Annotated in this window: 14 protein-coding genes; 7 read left to right on the plus strand and 7 right to left on the minus strand. The window is 63.6% G+C overall.

What is annotated here, in order from left to right:
• Window positions 1–110: 110 nt before the first annotated feature.
• The 3 genes from FHS69_RS00945 to rlmN are packed head-to-tail and all read right to left on the minus strand — an operon-like array spanning window position 111 to window position 2,607.
• Window positions 111–758, minus strand: coding sequence for an MOSC domain-containing protein (locus tag FHS69_RS00945; RefSeq protein ID WP_166775826.1), 648 nt, complete (start codon window positions 756–758; stop codon window positions 111–113).
• Window positions 755–1,354, minus strand: coding sequence for a class I SAM-dependent methyltransferase (locus FHS69_RS00950; protein WP_166775828.1), 600 nt, complete (start codon window positions 1,352–1,354; stop codon window positions 755–757). The genes FHS69_RS00945 and FHS69_RS00950 overlap by 4 nt, the downstream gene beginning before the upstream one ends.
• Window positions 1,351–2,607 carry a dual-specificity RNA methyltransferase RlmN gene (rlmN, locus tag FHS69_RS00955; RefSeq protein ID WP_067464601.1) on the minus strand — a complete coding sequence of 419 codons (1,257 nt, stop codon included), beginning with the start codon at window positions 2,605–2,607 and terminating at the stop codon, window positions 1,351–1,353. The genes FHS69_RS00950 and rlmN overlap by 4 nt, the downstream gene beginning before the upstream one ends.
• Before the next feature lie 289 nt (window positions 2,608–2,896).
• On the opposite strand from rlmN, the gene FHS69_RS00960 reads away from it, so the two are divergent.
• The gene (locus tag FHS69_RS00960) at window positions 2,897–3,562 is read left to right on the plus strand and encodes an outer membrane protein (protein WP_166775830.1); all 666 of its coding nucleotides are present in this window, start codon (window positions 2,897–2,899) and stop codon (window positions 3,560–3,562) included.
• 61 nt (window positions 3,563–3,623) lie between these two features.
• Here FHS69_RS00960 and FHS69_RS00965 read toward each other — a convergent pair whose 3' ends face one another.
• The 3 genes from FHS69_RS00965 to FHS69_RS00975 all read right to left on the minus strand — a co-directional run bounded on the left by FHS69_RS00965 (window position 3,624) and on the right by FHS69_RS00975 (window position 6,602).
• Complete coding sequence (locus FHS69_RS00965) at window positions 3,624–4,097, minus strand: invasion associated locus B family protein (protein WP_166775832.1); 474 nt, start codon at window positions 4,095–4,097, stop codon at window positions 3,624–3,626.
• Window positions 4,098–4,173: 76 nt separating this feature from the next.
• On the minus strand, window positions 4,174–4,677 hold the full coding sequence (locus FHS69_RS00970) for a GreA/GreB family elongation factor (RefSeq protein ID WP_067464590.1): 504 nt from the start codon (window positions 4,675–4,677) through the stop codon (window positions 4,174–4,176).
• Window positions 4,678–4,700: 23 nt separating this feature from the next.
• A complete protein-coding gene (locus FHS69_RS00975; RefSeq protein ID WP_166775834.1) occupies window positions 4,701–6,602 on the minus strand; it encodes a lytic transglycosylase domain-containing protein in 1,902 nt (633 codons plus the stop codon).
• A 138-nt stretch (window positions 6,603–6,740) separates the two neighbouring features.
• Between FHS69_RS00975 and dapA the strand changes: the two genes are divergently transcribed.
• On the plus strand, window positions 6,741–7,622 hold the full coding sequence (gene dapA / locus FHS69_RS00980; RefSeq protein ID WP_166775836.1) for a 4-hydroxy-tetrahydrodipicolinate synthase: 882 nt from the start codon (window positions 6,741–6,743) through the stop codon (window positions 7,620–7,622).
• Between the two features lie 25 nt (window positions 7,623–7,647).
• Here the strand turns inward: dapA and FHS69_RS00985 are convergent, their stop codons facing one another.
• A complete protein-coding gene (locus FHS69_RS00985) occupies window positions 7,648–8,721 on the minus strand; it encodes a succinylglutamate desuccinylase/aspartoacylase family protein (RefSeq protein WP_166775838.1) in 1,074 nt (357 codons plus the stop codon).
• Between the two features lie 93 nt (window positions 8,722–8,814).
• On the opposite strand from FHS69_RS00985, the gene smpB reads away from it, so the two are divergent.
• From smpB to FHS69_RS01010, 5 genes are all read left to right on the plus strand, one after another.
• Window positions 8,815–9,297, plus strand: a complete 483-nt coding sequence (smpB, locus tag FHS69_RS00990; RefSeq protein WP_067464579.1) for an SsrA-binding protein SmpB — start codon at window positions 8,815–8,817, stop codon at window positions 9,295–9,297.
• 129 nt (window positions 9,298–9,426) lie between these two features.
• The gene (locus FHS69_RS00995) at window positions 9,427–10,035 is read left to right on the plus strand and encodes a DUF2062 domain-containing protein (RefSeq protein WP_067503450.1); all 609 of its coding nucleotides are present in this window, start codon (window positions 9,427–9,429) and stop codon (window positions 10,033–10,035) included.
• Window positions 10,032–12,506 (plus strand): hybrid sensor histidine kinase/response regulator, encoded by a 2,475-nt coding sequence (locus FHS69_RS01000; protein ID WP_166775840.1) that lies wholly within the window; start codon window positions 10,032–10,034, stop codon window positions 12,504–12,506. The genes FHS69_RS00995 and FHS69_RS01000 overlap by 4 nt, the downstream gene beginning before the upstream one ends.
• 151 nt (window positions 12,507–12,657) lie before the next feature.
• On the plus strand, window positions 12,658–13,722 hold the full coding sequence (recA, locus tag FHS69_RS01005; RefSeq protein WP_067464566.1) for a recombinase RecA: 1,065 nt from the start codon (window positions 12,658–12,660) through the stop codon (window positions 13,720–13,722).
• 198 nt (window positions 13,723–13,920) lie between these two features.
• Window positions 13,921–14,547, plus strand: a complete 627-nt coding sequence (locus tag FHS69_RS01010) for a glutathione S-transferase family protein (RefSeq protein WP_166775842.1) — start codon at window positions 13,921–13,923, stop codon at window positions 14,545–14,547.
• The last annotated feature ends 96 nt before the right edge of the window (window positions 14,548–14,643 follow it).

The following is a 14,643-nucleotide window of genomic DNA, read 5'->3' on the forward strand; positions in this document are numbered from 1 at the left end:
GGTTTCGGCTTGATAACGCCCTTCCTGCTGAGGGGGTCCACAACCTCGGATGAACAAGCTGGACGAGGCGATAATTCGCGATGAGATGAGCCAGCTCATGCGACGAAATGTTAGGTTTCGAGCCGCGCCGCGAGCTTGTCACGCAATGGGCCGGACAATTTTTCGAGCGCGACCAGTTCGCGCAATTGCGCGGGAGCAGGCTTGTGCGCGGGATCGTAGAGAGCGGCAAAGACGCGTGCCACGCTCCAGCCTTCGTGTCCGACTTCGACCCGTTCGAGGCTGTCGCCTGCCTGCGCCCCGCCTTCCTCCACAACGCGATAATACCAGCCGCAATTGTGCTGCTTGATTATCCGCGCGACCATGCCCTTGCGCCCGAAATGGTGTTCGATCTTCCAGCACGGTTTGCGCGGCTGGCTGATCTCGAGCAGCGCGCTGCCCAGCCGGAAGCGATCGCCGATACAGACGTCGCTTTCGGTCATGCCTTGTGCGACAATGTTCTCGCCGAAGGCTGCGGGTCGCTCAAGCATGTCGTGCCCGCCGAGCCAGGCGTCCCAACCTGCGTAATGATCACGCGGATAATGGTGTACCGCCATATCCGGGCCACCGTGATGGACGGTGTCCGCAACCATGTCGCCTTCGATACCGAAGCTACGGATGGCCGCGGGACCGGGAAGGGGGCGTTTGTCGATTGCGCTCATTTCGGCGCCATTGAAGGGTTTGGGCAATCCGGCGCACAGCGCGCTGACCTGGGTTTTCATGCTGCCTCCTTGCGCAGGGTGAGCGCGTACCAGTCTCGCTGGACGCCGTCCGCGCCTTTCCCGCGATAGCGTTGCGTGGCAAGGATTGCGAAGCCCGCCGCGCGATAGGTGTGTTCGAGCCATTCCTCGTCGGGCAGGTTGGTCAGCCGGCCCAGCGGATCGCGGCCCTCCGCACTGCCGAGCTTGTAATTGGCGAAATGCCTGCCGTTGGCACGCAACGCCGCATGGACAGACGCTAGCACGCCGGGGAGGTCGGCGCGCGCGACATGAAGCAGGCAGGCATGTGCCCAGACCGCGTCGTAGGTTTCTTTGGCGTCCAGTTCGTCGAACCGCATGACCCGCGCAGCTATGCCGAAGCGTTCGTTGGCCTTGCGCACCATGGCCGGGGTCCCGTCGGTGGCGTCGAGCGTGAAACCCCGTTCGGCGATGCGTGCGGAATCGCGGCCGGCACCGCATCCCAGTTCGAGCACGCATGCACCGGGTCCAAGCCGGTCAAGAAAGGCATCGAGATGGCGGCTGGGGGCCTGCCCGAAGCTCAGCGTGTAATGCGGCGCGTTCGCTTGGTAGTAAGCGATCGTCGCCGCATCGGCGCTCATCCGGCGGCCGCTTCGGTCGCTTCGGCTGCGGCGGCCTCACGGTCGCGCTGCGCGCGGCTCTTCTTTTCCGCAGCGGTTTTCAACTGGCCGCAGGCCGCGTCGATGTCGCGTCCGCGCGGAGTGCGTACCGGCGCGCTGATCCCGTGTTCGAAAACGATCTCGGAGAACCGCTTGACGCGCTCGGGGGTGGAGCATTCATAGGCTGCGCCCGGCCACGGGTTGAACGGGATGAGGTTCACTTTGGCGGGCAGGTCGTACTGCTTGAGCAGCCGGACCAACTCGTGTGCATGCTCGTCGCTGTCGTTCTTGTCCTTGAGCATGACGTATTCGAAAGTGATCCGCCGCGCATTGCTCGCCCCGGGATAGTCGGCGCAGGCCTGCAGCAGTTCTTCGATCCCGTACTTCTTGTTGAGCGGGACGATCTCGTCGCGAATTTCCTTGGTTACCGCATGGAGCGAAACCGCAAGGTTTACGCCGATCTCCTCGCCGCAGCGCGCCATGGCCGGGACCACGCCGCTGGTCGACAGCGTGATGCGGCGCTTCGACAGGGCAAGCCCGTCGCCATCCATCACCAGCTTCAAGGCGCCTTTGACATTGTCGAAATTGTAGAGCGGTTCGCCCATGCCCATCATCACGATATTGGTGAGCAGGCGCCCGTCCGAAGTGTATTCGGCGCTGTCTTCAACCTCGTCGAGGCCGGCCATCGAGCCCTTGGGCCACTCACCCAGCGAGTCGCGCGCCAGCAGCACTTGGCCGACGATTTCACCCGGGGTCAAATTGCGCACCAGCTTCATCGTGCCGGTGTGGCAGAAGCGGCAGTTGAGCGTGCAGCCGACCTGGCTCGATACGCAAAGTGTCCCGCGATCGGCATCGGGAATGAAGACCATTTCGAACTCGTGGCCGTCCGAAGTGCGCAGCAGCCATTTGCGCGTGCCATCGGTCGAATGCTGCGCTTCCACGACATCGGGGCGACCGATGTAGAAGCGCTCCGCCAGCCAGGGACGCATGGTCTTGGCGATATCCGTCATCGCCGCGAAATCGGTCACCCCGCGGTGGTAGAGCCAGTGGAACACCTGCTTGGCACGAAGTTTGGCCTGCTTCGCGTCGAGGCCCGCCTCGGCGAAAAGTTCGCGAATCCGGTCCTTGGGCAGGCCGATCAGATCGATGCGGCCATCAGCCCGCGGAGTGATGTCGCGCGCGACGGGAACCGGGTCAACCTGCCCGGGGATGCTCATGAGTGTCGTATCGGCCATGGGAGCGGCGCATATAGGGCCAAATCGGTTGAAAGCAAAGGATGCACCCGCCCGCGCGGGATGCGCGAACGTGGCTGCGTCCGGTACGTTCCCCGTTCTGGGTGTGATTATCGAAGATCCAAGCAGTCGGCACGACCGGACCGGTAGGAGAACCGGCTCGTCGCGCAACATGTGTTCAAAATGCAACAATTTCCTGTTGTGACAGGTTAATGAAACTGTTTCAGCTTCCGCGACGTTCTCCGGGTCCACGCAGCGCAAAAGCTGCGGGTCAACCAAACGGAGTTCGCAAATGAAAAAGATCTCGACCCTTCTCGTCGCCGGTTCGCTGGCTGCATTCTCGGCTCCTGCCATGGCGCAGGACAGCAGCAGCAATTTCGACGGCTTCCGCGTTCAGGGTGTGCTCGGCTACGACGCCCTCAAGGCGGGCAGCAGCGTCGATGACGATGTCAACGAAGACAACGACCAGTCGATTGATGGGGCCGTCTACGGCATCCAAGCCGGTTACGACTTCGATCTCGGCGGAGCAGTCGTCGGTCTCGAGGCGGAACTGACCGATTCGAGCGCAGAGACCGAATTCACCAATGGCGATTTCGAAGGCTTCGGCTTCGGCCAGGTTGACGCGGGCCGCGACTTGTTCCTCGGCGCGCGCGTCGGTGCCAAGGTCGCACCCGACCTGCTGCTCTACGCCAAGGGCGGCTACACCAACGCCAAGCTCAACATCCTGTCGAACGACGGCACGACCGAATATAACGAGGACTTCGATCTCGACGGCTGGCGCGCCGGTGCCGGCATCGAATATGCCATCAACCCGCGCACCTTCATGAATGTCGAATATCGTTATTCGAACTACAGTGAAGGTGAAGTCGACTTCGACGGCGACTTGCCCGACAGCGACCGTTTCGACGTCGATCTCGATCGTCACCAGATCATGGCCGGTGTGGGTGTCCGCTTCTAAGCGACACCGGTTAAGCTGATCGAGGGCCGGGGAGCGTTACGCGCTTCCCGGCCTTTTCATTTCACCGGCGCGAACAGGCAAGCGTGGCCGCATCCATGGCGGTCGCCGCTCCGGCGAGCGAATAGGTATTGGAGAACCGCCTCCCGCGCGTATCGGTTGCGCGTATAACCATGCGACTGGCGGACCGCATGGCTGCGACGATCGCGGCGTCCATGGTACGGTCCCTGGCCCAGGCATCCCCGCCCCCGCCGGTAAGCCGAAAGCTCTTCCCGCCGACCGACAGGGTGATTGCGGCCCCATCGCGGACTTGCCGCGAGAGCCTGAAATGCACCTGCCCGCGAAGTTTGCGCCGCGGCCAGGTGCCGATGGTCGCGAAAGGTTCGAAATCGCGCTGCAGGCGGCTGGGGGCAGGCATGGCAATCGCATAGCAGCGCGGCACCGAGGCATCGCGAAACGCGCCCCAGTTAGAGAACACGCCGAGACTATCTTTGGCTGCAGTCGGCGCGGCCAGCATTGCGCAGGTGATCGCGGCCATTGCGAAGGGACCCAGTTTTCCAAGAAGAGTTGGCGCGTGCATCGCAGACAGACTTATTCGCGCAGGCACCGTTTAGCTAGGCCCCGGCGGATCCGGAACTCTGCGGATAGGCGATGGCGATTACTTCCCATTCCTTCAGTCCTCCGGGCAAGCGCACGCTGCGCAGGTCCCCGATCGCTGCGCCCTTCAGCGCGCGGGCAAGCGGGGAAGACCAGCCGATCCGTCCGGCGCTGGCATCCTGCTCGTCGTCGCCCACCAGCGTCACTGTGCGTTCCTCATCGTCCTCGTCTGCAAGCGTCACCGTGGCGCCGAAGAAGGCGCGAGACTTGTCGGGCTGGTCGGCGGGATCGATGACGCGCGCAGATTTCATGCGCCGTGATAGATGCGCGAGTTCGCGATCAATCTCGCGCATGCGCTTGCGCCCGTAGAGGTAATCGCCATTCTCGCTGCGGTCACCGTTCCCCGCCGCCCAGCTGACGATTTCCACGATCTCGGGGCGCTCGGTACCAAGCAAGTGGTCGTAGCGCGCCTTCATCGCGGCATAGCCGGACGGCGTGACGGGATTCGATTTGGGCGTCATGGAGCCGTGGCCCCTAACCCAGATCAGCGTGGCAGGTAATTGGTGACGTTGCGTTCATACCCGTTCGATTTGTCGGGATGCATGTTGGCATAGCTGACCGCGTTTCCGATCACACGCATCACGTAATAGCGGGTTTCAAAGTTCGAGGGGATCTGCTCGATCCAGGTAACCCAGTCGACCGCACCGGTCCGCGGGTCCCCGTTCAAGCGGAGCCATTCGTTCACCCGGCCCGGTCCCGCGTTATACGCTGCGATCGCCAGCGGATAGGCGCCGCCATAACGATCCATGAGACGCGCGAAATGCGCATCGCCGAGGCGGATGTTGTAACTCGGGCTCGCGGTCAGATTGGCCGACATATATTGCACGCCGATCTTCCCTGCCTCTTCACGAGCGGTCCCGGGCATCAACTGCATCATCCCGCGCGCGCCGGCATGGCTGACACGGTTGCGGTCGAACTCGCTCTCCTGCCGGGCGATGGCGTGGACCATGGTCCAATTCGCCCCGGGATGCGTCTCCACGGTGGGATAGCCAAGCCGTTCGAAGCCTTCGAGACCGTGTTCCCCGGCGACGAGACCGGCGACGACCGCCAGTTCGTCGAGCCCGGTGTCGCGCGCCAGTTGGCCGACCAGCGCCATCTGTTCGGGCGTGTCGGCCTTGTCGGCGATCGCTTCGAAGAAGGCACGCTCGGTGCGCCAGTCGCGGCGATTGCCCGCAATCGCGCGCAAGGCGCCGGTCAGCGGGTCGGCTTCGAATGCCGCCCGTTGCGCCGCGTCGGGCGCTGGCAGGGCGGCGAATTGCGGCATCGGGCGCCCGAGTTCGTTCAGCGCGAGCTGGCCATAATACCAATCGGGATATTCGGCAGCCATCTCCCAATAACGCTGCGCTTCGGTGCTGTTGCCCGCACGCGCCGCCGCGCGACCGGCCCAGTAAAAGCCTTTCGAGCGCGTCAGCGGCGTCTTCGCGGCGGTACCGTAACGATAGAACAACGGCGCGGCCTGCGTACCATCACCCAGTGACCACAGCGCCTTGGTGCCGCCCAGCCACATCAGGTCAGTGTATTTGTCGCGCAAAGTGAAAGAGCCGTCCGAAATGTCCGTGCCCGGGGCGAAGACATCGTCGACCTTCGAGGCGATGCTGACCGCCTGCGTGGCACCCGCACCTTTGGCGACGGCAAGCGCTTCGCTGATGAACTGCGTGCCGTCGAACGCGGGGGCTGCAAACGCTGCGCGTGCGGAAAGCAGGTTTACTGCCTCGTAGGGCTGGCCGGAGGTGCGGAAATAACGGGTGAGATTGTAGACATAGCCTGCATCGCTCATCGCGTCGGCCGGCACCGGGACCCCGGCGCGCTGGGGTGTGGTGCCCTGAACCAGGGCAAGCCTTGCCTGCGCAGTAGGGCGATAGGCGGGCGAAACCCGTGTCACGTGCCGCGAGGCGGCTTCGTAATTGCCCTGCCACAGCAGCGCATCCATGCGCGCATCGTGATCTTCGGGAGCGAAACGGCTGCCGAACAGACCCTGCATGTAGAGTTCCGCCGGACCGCTCATGGTGCCGCCGCGCCACGCTTCGCGTGCGGTTGCGAGCGCCTGCGGACGGTCCAGCGAGGCAAGCGCAAGTGCATAGCGTGCCCGCCCGCTATTCGTCAGCGGCGGGTGGCGATCGAAGAAAGCCACCAGATCCTGCGGCGATGGGGCGTCGCGGTCGAGCGCGGCCTCGGCCCGGCGCTGGAGCAGTTCGTGCTTGGGAAAATCGGGATAGCTGGTCAGGAAATTCGCATAGGAAGCGAACGGGAGATCGTCGCGCTGGGTCAGATATTCCCATTGCCCGACAACCTGGTCCATGCGGGCGGGTTGCTGCGCGACGAGGCTGCTGCGAGCCCCGTCCTGCGCTTGCGCAACGGTGGGGAAGGCCAGCGCGGAACCGGCCATCAATGCGAGTGAGAAAATTGTTTGTCGTCCCATGCTGGACATCGTGCCCGGCCCCTCCTTATCAGGCGCTGAATGATTTGCGGCGCGAATGCGGCAAAAATCGCTGTGTTTCATATCCCTAATGCAGGACTTCGGTAAATGTTCTCAGGCTCGATACCAGCCCTGGCGACTCCTTTTCGCGACGGATCGTTCGATGAGGTCGCTTTTCGCAAACTTGTCGACTGGCAGATCGAGAACGGGAGCAAGGCCCTGGTGCCTTGTGGCACGACCGGCGAGGCTTCGACGCTCTCGAACGCCGAGCATCACCGCGTCATCGAGGTCTGCATAGAACAGGCGGCGGGCCGCGTGCCGGTGATCGCGGGGTGCGGTTCGAACGATACGCGCAATGCGCTGCTGCACATGCAGTTCTCGAAGAAGGCCGGGGCCGCCGCGGGGCTGTGTGTCGCGCCCTATTACAATCGGCCCAGCCAGGCCGGGCTGATCGCGCATTTCAGCTACCTCGCGGAAAACAGCGACCTGCCGATCGTGCTATACAACGTGCCGGGGCGCACGGTCACCGACATCGAGGATGAGACGGTGGTCGAACTGGTGCGCAAGCATCCCGATCGGATCGTCGCCATCAAGGATGCCAGCGGCGATCTGTCGCGCGTCGCGGACCACCGCATGGGGCTCGATCACGAGTTCTGTCAGTTGTCGGGCAATGATGAGTTGTGGCTGCCGCACTCGGCCGCGGGCGGGGCGGGTTGCATCTCGGTCACTGCCAATGTCGCGCCCGCGCTGTGCGCCGAATTCCACGATGCGATCGCAGCCAACGAGCTGGTCAAGGCGCGCGAGCTTAACGACCGGCTGTTCCCGCTGCATTACGCGATGTTCTCCGATGCCAGCCCGGCACCGGCGAAATACGCGCTCAGCCGCGTGCACGACTGGTTCTCGCCCGATGTTCGCCTGCCGCTGGTCAATGCGAGCGAAGCCAGCCGCAAGGCGGTGGACGAAGCGCTGGCACATGCCGGTCTGATCTGACCGGGTGCGAGCGCATGGTGCATGACTAGAGCACCTCGTCCTCGTCGAGCAGCGGCGCGGCGGGGAAGGGTGGATCGCTGACCGCCAGCGCCTCGACGATGCTGTCGGCGTGCTCGCCAGCATGATCGAGTGCCTCGACCTCGGCGATATGGAACAGCGCATCGCCCTGGTTGACGATGGGCAATGTGGCATGCCCGATGATGACTCCATCCAGCGGGCTCACCAACGCTTCGGGGTCTTCGCCGAACAGGCCACCGACCTGGGCGAGCAGGTCGCCTTTGCGGACCACGTCGCCCGATTTGCGGATACGCCGCGAGACGCCGCCCCGCGGCGCGCGCACCCAGCTCGATCGGTTCGAGCGCAGCGGCACCTCGACCTCGTCGAGCCCATCGTCCGCGGCAATCATCCCGATATGCGCGAGGACGCGCAGCACGCCCGCTACGCCGACGCCGATCGAGAACCGGTCGAACCGAAGCGCTTCGCCCGCTTCCAGCAACAGCATGGGCGTTTCGCGGTCGGCAGCCAGTGCGCGCATCGAGCCCGGACGTAGCGGGCTTTCGATTATGATCGGTGCGCCGAAAGACATGGCGAGTTCGGACAGATAGGGGCTGCCGGCGGCTATGCGGATCTGCGGCAGATTGTAGCGATGCACCGCCGCCGTGTGGATATCGATGCCGAGAGTGCAGCGGTCGATGACATGGTTCAGGAAACAGTGCGCCAGTTGCGCGGCGAGACTGCCGTTTTCGTAACCGGGGAAGCTGCGGTTGAGATCGCGCCGGTCGGGCAGATACCGGCTATGCGCGACGAAGCCGTAAATGTTGACTGCGGGTGCGAAAATGATCGTACCCTCCAGATCGTCGGGGGTCAGCCGTTCGAGCAGACGCTGGATGACGGCGGTGCCGACGATCTCATCGCCGTGGATCGCGGCGCTCACGAAGACGCAGGGTCCGGGCTTGCGACCGTGCAATACACGCAGTGCCAGCGCCGAATTGAGCCCGGTGACCTGCTGGCTTACCGGGATCGCGACGGTTGCCGCGCTTCCCGGCGCCAGCGTGGTATCGTGGATGGTGAAGGGCTCTGCCAGGGTGTGCTCGTCCATGCGGGGCTATCGCCACGCGAGGGGCGGGCTTGGCAAGAGAAATCGCGCCTCCCCTTTCCAAGCGCCGCCGCCTCGCCTACATGCGCCCGCCTTATGGCCCGTCCCAAACCCGCCACTTTCGACAAGCAGAAGACCGTCGCCGACAACCGGCGCGTGCGGTACGACTATCATGTCGAGGAAACCTTCGAGGCGGGTCTCGCCCTGCAGGGTACCGAAGTGAAAGCGCTGCGGGCGGGCGAGGCGAGCATCAAGGAGAGCTACGCCGAGGTGCGCGACGGGCAGGTCTGGCTGGTCAATGCCAATATACCCGAATATTCGCATGGCAACCGGCTCAACCACGAGCCGCGTCGGCCGCGCAAGCTGCTGCTCCACGAGCGCGAGATCGAAAAGCTGTTCGGCGCGGTGGAGCGCAAGGGCATGACGCTGGTTCCGCTGTCGATCTATTTTAACAGTACCGGCCGGGCGAAGGTCGAGCTTGCGCTGGCCAAGGGCAAGCAGGCGCATGACAAGCGCCAGTCGATCAAGGAACGCGACTGGAAGCGCGACAAGGCGCGACTGATGCGCGAACGTGGCTAGGCGGCGCTCACGGCCCTTTCAACGATCCGGCATGGTAACCATATCGACAGCCATGCCGCATTCGTCGCAAGCCGCTATCTTCCCCCACTTGCACTCGTCAGAGAGGCGGCGCATGGCGAGGTCGTGGCAATGAGCGAGCGGAGATCGAAAACGGCACTGGCGGACTGGATCCGCTTGCGCATGCCGACGCGCGAGCAAATGGCGCAGAACAAGTATTTGCGCCCGATCGCCCATCGGTTCCTGACCCCCGAACTCTGGCGTTTCACCCGGCGTAGCGTACCGCGCGGAGTAGCGCTGGGCGTGTTCGCGGGCTTCATCATCCCTGTGGGGCAGATTTTCCTGGCGGCCTTCATGGCCTTGCCCGCGCGCGCGAACGTTCCGCTGTCCGCGCTGGTCACTTTCATCACCAATCCGTTCACCTTCCCCTTCTGGGCGCTGGTGGCGAACAAGCTCGGCGCCTTCATCCTCAAGGTCGATCTCGCTGCCACCGGCGGCGCAGCGCAGGAAGAGATCGCCAGTGGACGCTGGGCGTGGTTCATCGAAATGTTCGAAGGTGTCGGCGTTACCGTGCTGGTGACCATTTTCGGCTTCATCGTGCTCGCTATCGTGGGGGCTTCGCTCGGCTATCTTGTCGCCAGCGTGGTGTGGCGCTTCGTCGTCGCCCGCAAGCGCAAGAAGCGGCTGCGGCTGGGAACCACGCAAACCGAACGGCTATCTGATCCGGATGCGCGTTCATGATCGCTCAGGACGAAAACCCCATCGGCTTTCTGCCTCCTCTCCCGCTGATGCTGGGAGTGGCGGGCGGCGCAGCGGTTTCGATTGCGCTGGTCTGGCTCGTATCCGAACAGACCACGGTCGCGCTAGCTTATGGGGGGACGCTGGTGGTGGTCCTGCTCATGCTGCTGCTCGCGGCACGGCTGAAGACCGAACCGGCCGAGACCCAGGCCTATCAGGCCGATTGGTCGCTCACCAGCGCGGCCATGGAAAACCGCGGTCGCGCGGTCGCGATCATAGATCGCGCCAACCGCATGGTGTGCGCCAATTCCACCTATGAGCAGTGGTTCGAAGGCGATGCAGCGCCTTACGAATTGCCGTTCGAACCGGCATCGCTAGAGGCGGTCAACGCTGCTGCGCGGAGCGCCTGGCGAGATGGGTCTGCCAGAATCGACGATCTACGCCTGACGGGGTCCGAGACGCGGTATCGTCTGGAGATCGACCGCAGCGGTCGCGGCGAGGCCTATCTCCTGTGGCGCTTCGCCCAGGTTCGCGAGGAAAGCAGCTACGACGCGCTGTCCAAGCAGCTTGGCGGCGTATTCGGAGACATTCTCTCGCGTGCGGGCATCGAATTCGCACTGGTGGCACCACAGGGGATTGTGCTTACCACTACGCCGGGCCTGGCCGAGCGCGCGACGGGCAATCGCGAGAACTCGCTCGCCGGGCACGAATTCGTGCAATTGCTGCGCTCCGATGATCGCGACCGCATATTCTTCGCGCGCGAAGGCCAGCAGGGCTCGCCGCAGACGCTGGTCCATATCCCGCTGGATGCGCCCTCGAGCAACCGTGTAAGCGATGCCGATCAGGCGCCTTCGCTAATGTTGCTGGTCGACAGTTCGGTGGGGATCGGTGGCGGCTGGGAAGGCAGCGGCAAGGCCGCGATCCCGCAACTCGAGGCACTCCTCTCTGCGCTGCCGCTGGGGCTTGCGCTGACCGATCGCGATGGTCGCTTCCTGTTCGCCAACAAGGCCTTCCTGCGCGCGGTCGAGCGGGTCGACAGGGGGCTTCCGCAGTTCCCCAGCGACCTGGTGGTCCGCGAAGACAAGGCCGCCATGGCCGATACCGTGCGGCGTTTCGCCAAGGGCGCGACCGCGAGCGGGGACATGGCGGTACGCTTGGCCAACGACAAGGAAGAGCCCGTCTCGATCGGTCTCGCCGGTGTGCGTGGGCTGGGCGATGCGGCAGTTCTGCTGTCGATCTCCGACTCTTCGGAAGAAAAGCGCCTGCGGCGCCAGGTGGCGCAGGCGACCAAGATGCAGGCGGTCGGCCAGCTTGCCGGCGGCGTTGCGCATGACTTCAACAACGTGCTGACCGCGATCATAGGCTATTGCGATCTGATGCTGCTCCGTCATACCCCGGGCGACAGCGACTACGACGACATCCAGCAGATCAAGGCGAACTCGAACCGCGCCGCCAGCCTGACCCGGCAACTGCTTGCCTTCAGCCGCCAGCAGACCTTGCGGCCCGTGGTGCTGCAATTACCCGACGTGGTCAGCGAAGTCAGCCAGCTGCTCAAGCGGCTGATGGGCGAGAAAATCGAATTCTCCGTCCGTCACGACCGCGAACTCGGTCCGGTCCGCGCCGACCCGCAGCAGCTCGAGCAGGTCATCATCAATCTCGCGGTGAATGCGCGCGATGCGATGCAGGCGCATGCGACGAAGCGTGGGAAGCAGGATTGGAAGGGCCGGCTGACGCTCGCCACGCGGCGGGTTTCGGCACGCGACGTGCGCAAGATGGGCATCGATATCATGCCTGCGGACGATTACACCGTGCTGATCGTCCAGGACACGGGTGGAGGAATTCCGGAGGAACACCTCAACAAGATCTTCGAGCCCTTCTTCACCACCAAGGAACAGGGGAAAGGCACCGGCCTCGGCCTGTCGACCGTCTACGGGATCGTCAAGCAGTCGAATGGCTTCATTTTCGCCGACAATGTGCAAGGCCCAGATGGCGCGCCAATCGGTGCCCGCTTCACCATGTACTTGCCGGTCAACAAGGGCGTGTTGCCCGCCAACATGCGAAGCGAAGAAGTGGAGGAAACCAAGGCGACCGAATGGTCCGCCGGGGGCACCCTGCTGCTGGTCGAGGACGAAGACATGGTTCGCGCAGTGGCGGAAAGGGCGCTCGTTCGCGCAGGCTACACCGTGACCACCGCCGCAGATGGCGAAGAAGGGTTGGCCGCGATCGCCAATGGCGATACCGAATTCGACCTGATCGTGTCCGACGTCGTTATGCCGACGATGGACGGACCCGCGATGGCGCGCGCGATCCGCAAGGTTAAACCGGACATCCCGATCCTGTTCATGTCGGGCTATGCGGAAGAACAGCTGCGCAACGACATCGATATCGAGGACATGCATTTCATCCCCAAGCCGTTCAGCGTGCAGCAGATCAACGCGAAGGTTTCCGAGGTTCTGGGCTTGCAGCGCAGCTGAGAGAGGCGCGTTCGGTGAGGGCGGATGAAGCCATTCGCGCGCCTCGCGAAAAAATTTCGTTCCCTACTTGTTCTTGTGGAACAAAGCCGATACATACTGTGCCAGTTGAAGAGTCGCAGGGCGGCTCTGGCCAAGCGCAGGAGGTAATGTCATGGCGGCAAGTCTGAAGCTCGTAGAGGACAAGAAAGTGGACGCAGACCGCCAGAAGGCATTGGACGCCGCGCTTGCGCAGATCGATCGCGCATTCGGCAAGGGTTCGGCGATGAAGCTGGGCCAGAAGGAAACGATGCAGGTGGAGGCGATCTCCACCGGATCGCTCGGCCTCGACATCGCGCTCGGCGTGGGCGGTCTGCCCAAGGGCCGCGTGATCGAGGTGTACGGCCCCGAGAGTTCGGGCAAGACCACGCTTGCGCTGCACGTGCTGGCCGAAGCGCAGAAAGCCGGTGGCACCGTGGCTTTCGTCGACGCCGAACATGCGCTCGATCCGGTCTATGCGCGCAAGCTGGGCGTCGACATCGACGAACTGATCGTCTCGCAACCCGACACGGGCGAACAGGCGCTCGAGATCACCGATACGCTGGTCCGCTCCAATGCAATCGACGTCCTCGTGGTCGATTCGGTCGCGGCGCTCGTGCCGCGTGCCGAGATCGAAGGCGAAATGGGCGATAGCCATGTCGGCCTCCAGGCCCGTCTGATGAGCCAGTCGCTGCGCAAGCTGACCGGTTCGATCAACCGCTCCAAGTGCATGGTGATCTTCATCAACCAGCTGCGCATGAAGATCGGCGTGATGTACGGTAACCCCGAAACCACGACCGGCGGCAATGCGCTCAAATTCTACGCCTCGGTCCGGCTCGACATCCGGCGCACCGGCCAGATCAAGGATCGCGACGAGGTGATCGGCAATTCGACCCGCGTCAAAGTGGTCAAGAACAAGGTCGCACCGCCGTTCAAGCAGGTCGAATTCGACATCATGTATGGTCAGGGCATTTCCAAGATCGGCGAGATCCTCGACCTCGGCGTGAAGGCCGGCGTGGTCGAGAAATCGGGCAGCTGGTTCAGCTACGACAGTGTCCGCATCGGCCAGGGCCGCGAGAATGCGAAGAAGTTCCTTACCGAAAACACCGAGATGTGTGCCAAGTTGGAAGCCGCCATCCGCGGCCGAACCGACGAGGTCGCCGAAGAGATGATGACCGGTCCGGACGCGGACGAGGACTGAGTTCTCTTCAAGCGGGAGCGCGCCATCTCCCTCACTCCGGGATGGCGTTCGAACCGGACTGTCCCCCGGTGCTCCCGAACGAACGGAAAGCCGGTGCGCGCCAGCTTGGGCCGCACCGGCTTTTCGTTTGCGTACCCCATGGCAAGCGAGCGAGCGCGCCTCTAGTGTCCGCGCGAATCGCCCAGGGAGAGTGCAGCCATGACCGTGACCGTTCACCACCTCAACAACAGCCGTTCACAGCGCATACTCTGGTTGCTCGAAGAGCTGGGGGCCGACTACGAGCTTGTCACCTACCAGCGCGATGCCGAAACCAACCTCGCTCCGGCCGAACTCAAGCAGGTTCATCCGCTGGGCAAGTCGCCGGTTATCGAGGACGACGGGCTGATGATTTCCGAAAGCGGCGCAATCATCCAGTATTTGTGCGAACGTCACGGGGGCGAGAACTGGTTGCCCGCTCCGGATGGCGAAGAGCACATCCGGCATCTCGAATGGATGCAGTTCGGGGAAAGCAGCTTCTTCGTTCCGGTGATGCTCAAGATCTACGCCGGTCGGCTTGGCGAAGCGGCTGCTCCGCTCATGCCGCGCGTGGACGAGCAAATGGCTGCGCACGTCGATTTCGCTGAGCAGAACATATCGGACGAGCTGCATTTCGTGGGCAACGACTGGAGCGCAGCCGACGTGATGATGAGCTTCCCCGCCGAGATCGCGGTCATGCAGGGATATGCCGAGCGCGCACCCAAGCTCGCCTGCTTCGTCGAGGCGATTCACGCGCGTCCCGCGTGGCAACGCGCTCGCGAGCGTGGCGGGCCCTATTTCGTGTGGTAGAACCCATCGGGGCAGGGGGTTGCATTCGCCAGCGCATCCCCACAGAAGGCGGCGCGTTGCCGCTGGAGGCGACGGCACTTTCTTGACGGGACATTC

The sequence above is a fragment of the Qipengyuania flava genome, assembly GCF_011762005.1.
Taxonomy (GTDB): domain Bacteria; phylum Pseudomonadota; class Alphaproteobacteria; order Sphingomonadales; family Sphingomonadaceae; genus Qipengyuania; species Qipengyuania flava.

Bases quoted from the DNA above. Each gene is read 5' to 3' on its own strand.
- FHS69_RS00945 (WP_166775826.1), bottom strand. From the start codon at position 758: ATGAAAACCCAGGTCAGCGCGCTGTGCGCCGGATTGCCCAAACCCTTC.
- FHS69_RS00950 (WP_166775828.1), bottom strand. From the start codon at position 1,354: ATGAGCGCCGATGCGGCGACGATCGCTTACTACCAAGCGAACGCGCCG.
- rlmN (WP_067464601.1), bottom strand. From the start codon at position 2,607: ATGGCCGATACGACACTCATGAGCATCCCCGGGCAGGTTGACCCGGTT.
- FHS69_RS00960 (WP_166775830.1), top strand. From the start codon at position 2,897: ATGAAAAAGATCTCGACCCTTCTCGTCGCCGGTTCGCTGGCTGCATTC.
- FHS69_RS00965 (WP_166775832.1), bottom strand. From the start codon at position 4,097: ATGGCCGCGATCACCTGCGCAATGCTGGCCGCGCCGACTGCAGCCAAA.
- FHS69_RS00970 (WP_067464590.1), bottom strand. From the start codon at position 4,677: ATGACGCCCAAATCGAATCCCGTCACGCCGTCCGGCTATGCCGCGATG.
- FHS69_RS00975 (WP_166775834.1), bottom strand. From the start codon at position 6,602: ATGGCCGGTTCCGCGCTGGCCTTCCCCACCGTTGCGCAAGCGCAGGAC.
- dapA (WP_166775836.1), top strand. From the start codon at position 6,741: ATGTTCTCAGGCTCGATACCAGCCCTGGCGACTCCTTTTCGCGACGGA.
- FHS69_RS00985 (WP_166775838.1), bottom strand. From the start codon at position 8,721: ATGGACGAGCACACCCTGGCAGAGCCCTTCACCATCCACGATACCACG.
- smpB (WP_067464579.1), top strand. From the start codon at position 8,815: ATGGCCCGTCCCAAACCCGCCACTTTCGACAAGCAGAAGACCGTCGCC.
- FHS69_RS00995 (WP_067503450.1), top strand. From the start codon at position 9,427: ATGAGCGAGCGGAGATCGAAAACGGCACTGGCGGACTGGATCCGCTTG.
- FHS69_RS01000 (WP_166775840.1), top strand. From the start codon at position 10,032: ATGATCGCTCAGGACGAAAACCCCATCGGCTTTCTGCCTCCTCTCCCG.
- recA (WP_067464566.1), top strand. From the start codon at position 12,658: ATGGCGGCAAGTCTGAAGCTCGTAGAGGACAAGAAAGTGGACGCAGAC.
- FHS69_RS01010 (WP_166775842.1), top strand. From the start codon at position 13,921: ATGACCGTGACCGTTCACCACCTCAACAACAGCCGTTCACAGCGCATA.